General features: G+C 69.1%; 7 protein-coding genes. 1 reads left to right on the top strand and 6 read right to left on the bottom strand.

Translation table 11 applies throughout. The features are described from left to right. From BQ9890_RS16280 to rfbD, 5 genes are all read right to left on the bottom strand, one after another. The coding region (locus BQ9890_RS16280) for a transposase family protein (RefSeq protein ID WP_230298010.1) at positions 1-299 on the bottom strand (299 nt) is incomplete at its 3' end. A gap of 426 nt (positions 300-725) precedes the next feature. After that, a complete protein-coding gene (locus tag BQ9890_RS07060) occupies positions 726-2,789 on the bottom strand; it encodes an amino acid permease (protein ID WP_075890381.1) in 2,064 nt (687 codons plus the stop codon). A 404-nt stretch (positions 2,790-3,193) separates the two neighbouring features. Beyond that, the gene (locus tag BQ9890_RS07065; protein ID WP_075890383.1) at positions 3,194-4,378 is read right to left on the bottom strand and encodes a cobalamin-independent methionine synthase II family protein; all 1,185 of its coding nucleotides are present in this window, start codon (positions 4,376-4,378) and stop codon (positions 3,194-3,196) included. Positions 4,379-4,700: 322 nt separating this feature from the next. After that, a complete protein-coding gene (gene manA / locus BQ9890_RS07070) occupies positions 4,701-6,062 on the bottom strand; it encodes a mannose-6-phosphate isomerase, class I (protein ID WP_078062295.1) in 1,362 nt (453 codons plus the stop codon). Positions 6,063-6,352: 290 nt separating this feature from the next. Continuing rightward, positions 6,353-7,210, bottom strand: coding sequence for a dTDP-4-dehydrorhamnose reductase (rfbD, locus tag BQ9890_RS07075; protein WP_075892868.1), 858 nt, complete (start codon positions 7,208-7,210; stop codon positions 6,353-6,355). A 91-nt stretch (positions 7,211-7,301) separates the two neighbouring features. On the opposite strand from rfbD, the gene BQ9890_RS07080 reads away from it, so the two are divergent. Beyond that, positions 7,302-7,916, top strand: coding sequence for a dTDP-4-dehydrorhamnose 3,5-epimerase family protein (locus BQ9890_RS07080; RefSeq protein ID WP_075890385.1), 615 nt, complete (start codon positions 7,302-7,304; stop codon positions 7,914-7,916). A gap of 242 nt (positions 7,917-8,158) precedes the next feature. Here the strand turns inward: BQ9890_RS07080 and BQ9890_RS07085 are convergent. Continuing rightward, a partial coding sequence (locus tag BQ9890_RS07085) for a transposase (RefSeq protein WP_143226418.1) occupies positions 8,159-8,608 on the bottom strand: 450 nt, incomplete at its 5' end.

Raw genomic sequence — 8,608 nt, forward strand, 5'->3', positions numbered from 1 at the left:
CCGTGGCGAGCCCAGGGCACGTGGGAGACCACGACGCCGTGGTCCCGGCACCGCACCCGTGGACACTCCGCCTCCACGAACGCCTGGATCCAGCCCAGATCCAGGCTCCGCCACCGGCGCCTGCCGGGACCAGGATCGTAGCCCGGGCTGCGCCGCCGACACACACCACAGCGACCACGCTCACGCGAGCGAGGCCGCACATGCGCGATCAGCGAGCCGGCGTCCTCATCGAACTCAACCCGCTCAATCACCGCCTTGTCGATCCCGAGCAGAACCCGCCATATGCTGACATCACGCACGCCGCTTCTCCTGACCACAGGTCCTGTTGCCTTCGAACAGCTCAGAACCTATGCAGGAAGCGGCGTGCGACCCACTCCGACGCGCACACACACCCACAGATGCGTCAGGAGCGCCGCATTTCTGCACACGAGTTCAGTCGACCGCCCGAGGCGCACACTCGTTGTCGCGCCTGATTGACCGAAACTCGCAGAACCTCTCAGGATCCATCAGGCAGCCCACTCCAGCACCGGTGATGCCCCCGCCCGGACCGGCACTGGCAACACACGCGACACCGCTGCGGCACCGGCCCTGCCGACTCCGACAGCACCCACGCGGGCACCCGCACCGCCACCACCGACGACACCCACGCGGGCACCAGCACCGCCGACACGGGCTGCACCGGTGCTGGCACGGCCGCACCGACGCCGGCACGGCCGCGCCGGCCCCTACAGGACCTCGATCGCGTGCACGATGCCCACCACGACCGCCACGGCCGTGGTCAGGTAGGCGGCGCTCAGGCTGAGACGGGGGATCCGGGTCGCAGCACCGACCACGGCACCCTCCGGCCGCTTGTCCTCCGGCGTGAGGTCCCAGCTCCTCTCGGTCCGCGTGGCGTGGGTGAGCGCCATGTGCCCGGTGACGATGCCCGGCAGTGGCACCAGGATCATCAGCCACACGACCGGGATCGGGATCGCCTCGACCCCGATCATGCCCGTCAGCAGCGCGACGACCTCGGCGAGGATCACCAGGACGGCCACCCCCACCAGTCCCGCCGAGATGCGGGTCATGGGCAGGTGTCGCTCGGCATCGGCGGTCGCGAGCGCCTCCGGCGTCCCCGCAGGTGCGTACGCGGACGCGGGTGCAGGGGACGTCGCCCCGGTCGCGCCCGGATCAATCGCGGTGGACGGGGACGTCGCCCCGGTTCCGGCACCGGGTTCCCCGCCAGCAGCACCCACGGCCCCGCCAACAGCACCCTCACCCGCTACGGCCACGGACTCCTCGGCGATCCCCTCACCGAGCGCCAGCAGCGGGTTCTGGTCATGGGACTCCAACTGCACGCGCGAATGGGAGAAGGAGTACCCGAAGTAGATCGCCAGCCCCACCAGCAGCCACACGACGAAGCGCAGCCAGGTCTCCACGGCCAGGTTCGCCATCAACCAGATGCACAGCACACCGGAGAGGATCGGCAGCCACGGGGACCACGGCACGGTGAATCCGCGCGGCAGGTCCGGGTAGCGCTTGCGCAGGACGGGGACGGAGAAGCTCACGAGCACGAAGGCGCTGAGGGTGCCGATGTTGATCATCTCGGAGAGCTGCCCGACATCGGCCAGGCTGGCGATCACCGCCACCACGACACCGCACATGATCTGCAGCCGCGCAGGAGTCCCCCGGCGCGAGGTGTGGGAGAGTCCGCGCGGCAGCAGCCCGTCGCGGCTCATCGCGAAGACGACGCGCGCCAGGCCCAGCAGCAGCACCATGATCACCGTGGTGAGCCCGATGAGGATGCCGATGGTGATGAAGGTCCCCACCCAGTTGGCGCCCACCAGCCGGAACGCGGTGGCGAGGCTCGGCTCCTTCTCCGCGGCCATCTCCTTGTAGCTGACCATTCCGGTCACGACGATCGTCACCGAGATGTAGAGGAGGGACACCAGCGCCAGGCCCCCGAAGATGCCACGGGGCAGGGTCCGCTGCGGGTCCTTGGCCTCCTCGGCGGTGGTGGCCACGATGTCGAAGCCGATGAAGGCGAAGAAGACCAGGGCCGCCGCGCCCAGCAGCCCGTAGACGCCGTAGCGCGTGGGCTCCGCGCCCGAGAGGAAGGCGACCAGCGTCTGGCGCATGACCCCACTGGCGCCGTCGGTCTCCACGGGCTCCGAGGGCGGCAGGAACGGGGAGAAGTTCGACAGCTTCACGTAGGAGGCGCCCGCGATGACGATGAAGATCGTGATGCCGACCTTGATGATCGTCAGCACCGAGTTCACCCGCGAGGTGAGCTTCGTGCCCAGCACCAGCAGCACGGTGAACAGACCCACGATGAGGATGGGCGGCCAGGAGACGGCCAGCGGCCCCACCTGGATCTCGGTGGAGATGCCGATGTTGAGGAACTCGAAGACGTTGCGGACGTAGATGCCCCAGTACTTCGAGATCACGGAGGCCGCCATGAGCATCTCGAGGATCAGGTCCCATCCGATGATCCAGGCGACCAGCTCACCCAGGGACACGTAGGAGAAGGTGTAGGCGGACCCGGACACGGGGATGGAGGAGGAGAACTCGGCGTAGTTCATCACCGCCAACCCGCAGATGACGGCCGCGAGCACGAAGGACACGATGACGGCGGGCCCGGCGTACTCGGCCGCGGCCTGCGCCCCCACCGAGAAGATGCCCGCGCCGACGGCCACGGCCACGCCCATGACTGCGATGTCCCAGGCGGAGAGCTCACGCTTGAGGCTGCGCTCGGGGTCCTCCATGTCCTGGGAGACCTGGTCGATGGTCTTCTTGACGAACAGGCTCATTGCCGCCCTTCCACGTTGATGGGACACGCCGCGGGGTGTGCCCCGGTCGGATCGCTGATCCACGTTACGCGGCGGCCGTCCGCGTGGGGAGGCCGTCTCATGGGGGGAACGCCCGGGGTTCCCCGCGCTGCGTCCCATTGACGAGGGCGACCCCACCCTTGGGAACCGGGGATGGTTGCCGTGTCAGCGACTGTGCCAGGCTGCAGGGCGACCCCACCCCTGGGGAACGGGGAGCGGGACATGCACACGGTCAGGTCCTGTCGCCCCATGTGATGCACATCCACCGCCCCGGCCAGGGATGCTGGCGCCACGCGGACAGAGGACTGCCCTCCGGGTCCCGGCGGACCGGAACCCGGAGGGCAGTGAGACAACGTCTGGTCGGCCCCGCCCCGCGGGGCCGTGTCTCAGTGCCGGAGCAGCCGCGCCCCGGCGACCAGGGACTCCAGCTTCGCCCAGGCGATGGAGGGGTAGACGCGACCGCCCAGCCCGCAGTCGGTGGAGGCGATGACACGGTCGGGACCGACGATGTCGACGAAGCGCTGGATGCGTTGTGCCACCAGTTCGGGGTGCTCGACGACATTGGTCGAGTGTCCGACGACACCGGGGATGAGGACCTTGTCCTCGGGCAGGTCGATGTCACGCCACACGGTCCACTCGTGCTCGTGGCGGGCGTTGGCGGCCTCGAAGGTGTAGCCGCGCGCATTGACCTGGAGCACCTTGTCGACGATGTCGGCCAGGGGGATGTCGGTGGTGTGGGGGCCGTGCCAGGAACCCCAACAGACGTGGAATCGGACCTGGTCCTCGGGGATGCCTTCGAGTGCCCGGTTGAGGACGTCGATGCGGACCTGGATGTAGTCCCGGTAGTCCTCGACCGGTGGTTCGGGGTTGACCTGGTCCCAGGCCTCGGCGATGGAGGGGTCGTCGACCTGCACCGTCAGTCCGGCGTCGGTGATCGCCTTGTACTCCTGGTGCAGTGCGGCCCCACAGGCCTCCAGGACTTCCAGGTCGTTGTCGTAGTAGGCGTTGGAGATGCGGGCAGCGGACCCCGGGGACAGGGCGGCGACGAACCCGTCGGCGGGGGTGAGCCCGTTGGCCGCGAGTGCCTTGGTGACGAACTCGATGTCCTGCTGGACGGCGTCCTGACCGATGTAGGTGAGGGGACCGGTGATGGTGGGGAAAGCGGTCGAGCCTCCCTTGGCGACGTGGATGCCTGACTCCGGGTCCGAGTAGGCGTCGGCGAAACGCTGCCAGTCACGGCGCTCCGCGAAGGGCGCGAGCTGGATCTTGCCACCGGCCGCGGGAGGCGCCATGTCGAAGCGTTCGTCGCTCGACAGCTCCAGGCCACCGAAACGGGAGAAGGAGTAGAACCACCAGGCGCCGTAGTCCACGGTCTCGGTCATGATGTGCCCGTACTCGCCGTCGTTGACGACGTCGAGGCCGATCTCGTGCTCACGCCTGACGACGGCATCCACCGAGGTCTGGAGGATCTCCGCGAAGGCCTCCTCACCGATCTCGGCCCGGCGGGCGTTCGCGTCGAGCAGTTCCTTCGGACGTGGCAGTGAGCCGACATGGGTGGTGCGGATGGGCATCTCTCTCCCTCTCGTCAATGTGGTGCCAGCCTACGCAGCACCTCTGGACCCACCCGGGGCGTCCGCAAGGTGACCGTTCATGCCCGCGCTGCACCTCCTGGGGCCGCAGGAGCAGGACCTCCCGGATCACAAGTGCAGGTCCGACCGGGGGTCACAGGTGCACAGCCACCCGACGTCGCCTGAGCAGCGGCTCCCACCTGTCCGTCACCCGGTCGGGATGGCGCACCAGCGCCCACGTGGGCAGGGCCGGACGGCGAGAACGCACACGGAACCGGAGAGGCAGGCCGGAGTGCGCACCTACCACGGGAGCGTCGTCAGCAGGTCAGGGTGCCGCGCACTGGATGACACGGCCGTGACCACTGGCACCCAGAGCTCGCTCGCAGGCCGCCACGAAGGCCACTTCCCCACGGTGCAGCGTCAGCTCGGAGGCGCTCCCGCAGGGCACCGCACTGCGCAGGGTCACCTCGCCCTCGGTCACGAAGACGATGCGGGGGCCTTCACCGGGAATCTGTTCCTCGGTCTGGACCGTGTCGTGGGCCTCACCGGTGCCCACACGGGCGCCGCCGGGAGCCCCGGGGGTCCCCTGTGTTCCGCCCTCACCACCTGCTGCCGCGCCGCCGCCGTCGTGGCCCGGGCCGATGACGCTCTCCCCGCCCGCACCGTCCGCACCGTCCGCACCGTCCGCACCCAACGTCGTGACCGAGAGCTGGAACTCCTGGGCGGGGGCGAGGAAGCGATCGGTCGCCCTCGTCGGGTGCTCGGGGGCCACGCGCACCGGGGGGAGGGCCGAGAACTCGGCGATCTCCACCAACTGGGCGGCGTCGACGTGCTTGACGGTCAGGCCGGCGCGCACGACGTTGTCGGAGGAGGCCATGACCTCGATCCCCATGCCCGACTGGTAGGAGTGGATCATCCGCGGGGGGATGTAGACGCACTCCCCCGGCCGCAGGGAGACGGGGTTCATGAGGAAGGCGACGATGATGCCGGGGTCACCGGGGTGGATCCGGGCGAGTGAGGCCACCATGCGGTCGGTGCGCACCGAGGGGGAGTCCCCCCGCGCCAGACGCTCGGCGCTGGCGCGGACGAACTCGTCGATGGAGTCGGGAGTGGCCGGTGAGTCCGGGTCGAACAGCCAGGCCACCAGGGAACGCAGGCCTCCGCGCACCGTGGCCAGGCGCAGGCGCTGGTGCAGGCTCTGCGCGAGTGGGCAGTCCAGGCCTTCCAGCAGCTGGCGCGCGCGACGCGGCACGCGGAAGCCCACCAGCGCCTCGAAGTCCGTGAGCGCGTAGAGCATCTCGGGCTTGTGGTTCATGTCGCGGTAGGTCCGGTCGGGATCCGTGCGGGGGATTCCGAGGATGTCCTCCCTCAGGTAGCCCTCGCGCGCTATCTCCTTGGTGGGGTGGACCTGCAGGGACAGGGGTTGGCACGTCGCGATGACCTTGGCAAGGTAGGGCAGCTGGGGGCCGAAGGCGTAGACCAGGCCACGCCCGAGCATCGCGGCGGGATCGCTGCTGATCCGCTGGGCGAGGGTGGTGCCGTCCTCGGTGAGGGTGGGGCCGTCGGGGTGGGCACCGAACCAGAGTTCGGAGCAGGGGGAACCGTCGGGCTCACGCCCGAGGAACTCCGGGATGTCATCGGTCGAGCCCCAGTCGTCGTGCTTGGCCCATCCGGTCAGTCTTTCCACCTCTGCGTCCCTTCCGCCTGTCGTGGACGTCGGTCCTGCCTGTGCCGCTCCACCTGGCCCGGTCCCGGGTCCCGGGTGCCGCATCCGGGACCGTGCGCCGGGTCCCGTCAACCCGGGTCCCGTCAACCCGCTTTCCGCCAACCCGGTTCCCGGCCGACTCCCTGTCGGACGTCGGGGTCCACGGCCGCTCTCCGCTCCGTCCCGGGTCACCCCGGTCCGGTCATGAGGCCTCCCGGCGGGTCAAGGGACCCACGGGTCAGACCCCGCCTGCACGACCGGGGCCGACGGGGTCAGTCCCCCACGATCGAGGAAGCCGCAGCCTCCCACCGATCCTTCCAGTCACCGATCGGCTCCACACCGATCCGGCGCAGCGCGTCGTGTCCGAGCACCGAGTAGGCCGGGCGGGGTGCCGGGCGCTTGAAGGCCGCGGCCGTCGTCTCGCCCACGGCATCGACCGGCACGGCGATGGACTCGGCGATCGCGCGGGTGAACTCCCACCAGGAGCACTGCCCGGAGGAGGTGCCGTGGTAGATGCCCGAGGGCGCGTGGCCCTCGACCAGGCGAAGGATCAGGTCGGCGAGGTCCTTGGTCCAGGTGGGCTGCCCGACCTGGTCGGTGACGACGTCGACGTGGCCCTTCTCACGCAGCAGGCGCGCCATGACCTTGGGGAAGGGGTTGCCGTGCTCGCCGTAGAGCCACGCCGTGCGCACGATGAGGAAGTCCACTCCCTGGGAGCGCACCGCCCACTCCCCCGCTGCCTTGGTCCGCCCGTACGCACCGAGCGGCGCGAGCAGGTCGTCCTCGCCGTAGGGCGAGGTGCCGTTGCCCGGGAAGACGTAGTCGGTGGAGATCTGGACGAAGCGTGCACCGGAGGCTGCGCAGGCCGCCGCCAGGTTCTGGGGGCCCACTGCGTTGAGCGTGAAGGCCAGTGGCTCCCTCTCCTCCGCGGAGTCGACCTGCGTCCAGGCCGCGCAGTTGATGACGACGTCGTTCCCGCCGGGGGTCCCCAGGGCGTCCATGACGGCTGCGGCATCGGTGATGTCCAGCTCCTCGCGGTCCACTGCGACGACTTCGTGCCCCCTCGCGCGTGCCGCTTCCACCAGGTCCTGTCCGAGCATTCCGGCCGCGCCGGTCACCGTCCATGTCATGGGCCCGATCATATCGGGCACAATGGGGGGCGCCGGCGCCCCGTGGGTGTCGGCGAATGTGTGGTGCACGACGAGGATCTGGAGAACGACGATGGAATGGCGTGAACTGTCGATCAGCGGAGCGTGGGAGATCACCCCGAAGCAGTTGGGCGATCCCCGCGGCCTGTTCATGGAGATGTTCAAGGAGGACGAGTTCGAGGCCCACCTCGGCCACACCTTCGACCTGCGACAGGTGAACTGCTCCACGTCCTCCGCCGGCGTCATCCGCGGCATCCACTTCGCCGACGTGCCCCCCTCGCAGGCCAAGTACGTGATGTGCCCCAAGGGTGCCGTCCTCGACATCGTCGTCGACATCCGCGTCGGTTCTCCGACCTTCGGCCAGTGGGACAGCGTGCTCCTGGACGATGCCGACCGGCGTGCGATCTACCTCTCGGAGGGCTTGGGCCACGCCTTCTGTGCGCTCGAGGACGGCTCCACCGTCGTCTACCTCTGCTCCGCGCAGTACCACCCCACCCGCGAGCACGGTGTGAACCCGCTGTGCGCGACCATCGGTGTCGAGTGGCCGACCCAGGACCGCCAGGGCAACCCCATCCACCAGCAGTTCTCCGACAAGGACACCGTCGCGCCGGGCCTGCTGGAGGCCGAGGAACAGGGTCTGCTGCCGACGTACGAGGAGACCCAGGCCTTCATCGCCTCCCTCTCCTGACCCCTCCTGACGGCGAAGTCCGCTCTGTTCCGACCCCGAAGTCCGCTCTGTTCTGGGCTCGAAGTCCGCTCTGTTCCGACCCCGAAGTCCGCTCTGTTCTGGGCTCGAAGTCCGCTCTGTTCGGGAGCTGAGGTCCGCCCTGTTCCTCCGGAGAGCGGCGTCTCTCCGGAGGTCGACCGAGGCGAACCCTCACTGCAGCCCGTGCGTGTGCAGAAATGCGGCGCTCCTGACTCTTGTGTGGGTCATTGGCGGCCTGGGAGGGTGGGGCGGTGGCCTCCGAGGGTGAGCATGGCCATGGCGATGAGGGGCTGGGCTGTGTGGAAGCCGAATGCGACGCGGGTGATGAGGCGGATCTTGGTGTTGGTGGACTCGATGAGCCCGTTGGAGAGGTTGTGTTTGATCGCGGCGAGGATCCGGTCTCGGTGTTTGACGATGGTCTTGGACAGTTTCACGAACGCGGGGATCTGGCAGCGTCGCGCCCAGCTCAGCCACTTCTCCAGCGCGTCCACGGCGGCGTCGTAGGGAAGCTGGAACACCACACGTAAGCCCTCCTTGAGCAGGTAGGCGCGATGCAGCCTCGGGTCGGTCTTCGCGATCCACTCCAGCTTGACCTGCTGGTTCTCGGTCAAGTTCTCCGGGTTCTTCCACAACGAGTACCGGGCGCCCTTCAAGGCCTTCGCCCGCTCACAGGC

Source organism: Actinomyces provencensis, assembly GCF_900155435.1.
GTDB classification, from domain to species: Bacteria; Actinomycetota; Actinomycetes; order Actinomycetales; family Actinomycetaceae; genus Pauljensenia; species Pauljensenia provencensis.

Bases quoted from the DNA above. Each gene is read 5' to 3' on its own strand.
- BQ9890_RS07060 (WP_075890381.1), bottom strand. From the start codon at position 2,789: ATGAGCCTGTTCGTCAAGAAGACCATCGACCAGGTCTCCCAGGACATG.
- BQ9890_RS07065 (WP_075890383.1), bottom strand. From the start codon at position 4,378: ATGCCCATCCGCACCACCCATGTCGGCTCACTGCCACGTCCGAAGGAA.
- rfbD (WP_075892868.1), bottom strand. From the start codon at position 7,210: ATGACATGGACGGTGACCGGCGCGGCCGGAATGCTCGGACAGGACCTG.
- BQ9890_RS07080 (WP_075890385.1), top strand. From the start codon at position 7,302: ATGGAATGGCGTGAACTGTCGATCAGCGGAGCGTGGGAGATCACCCCG.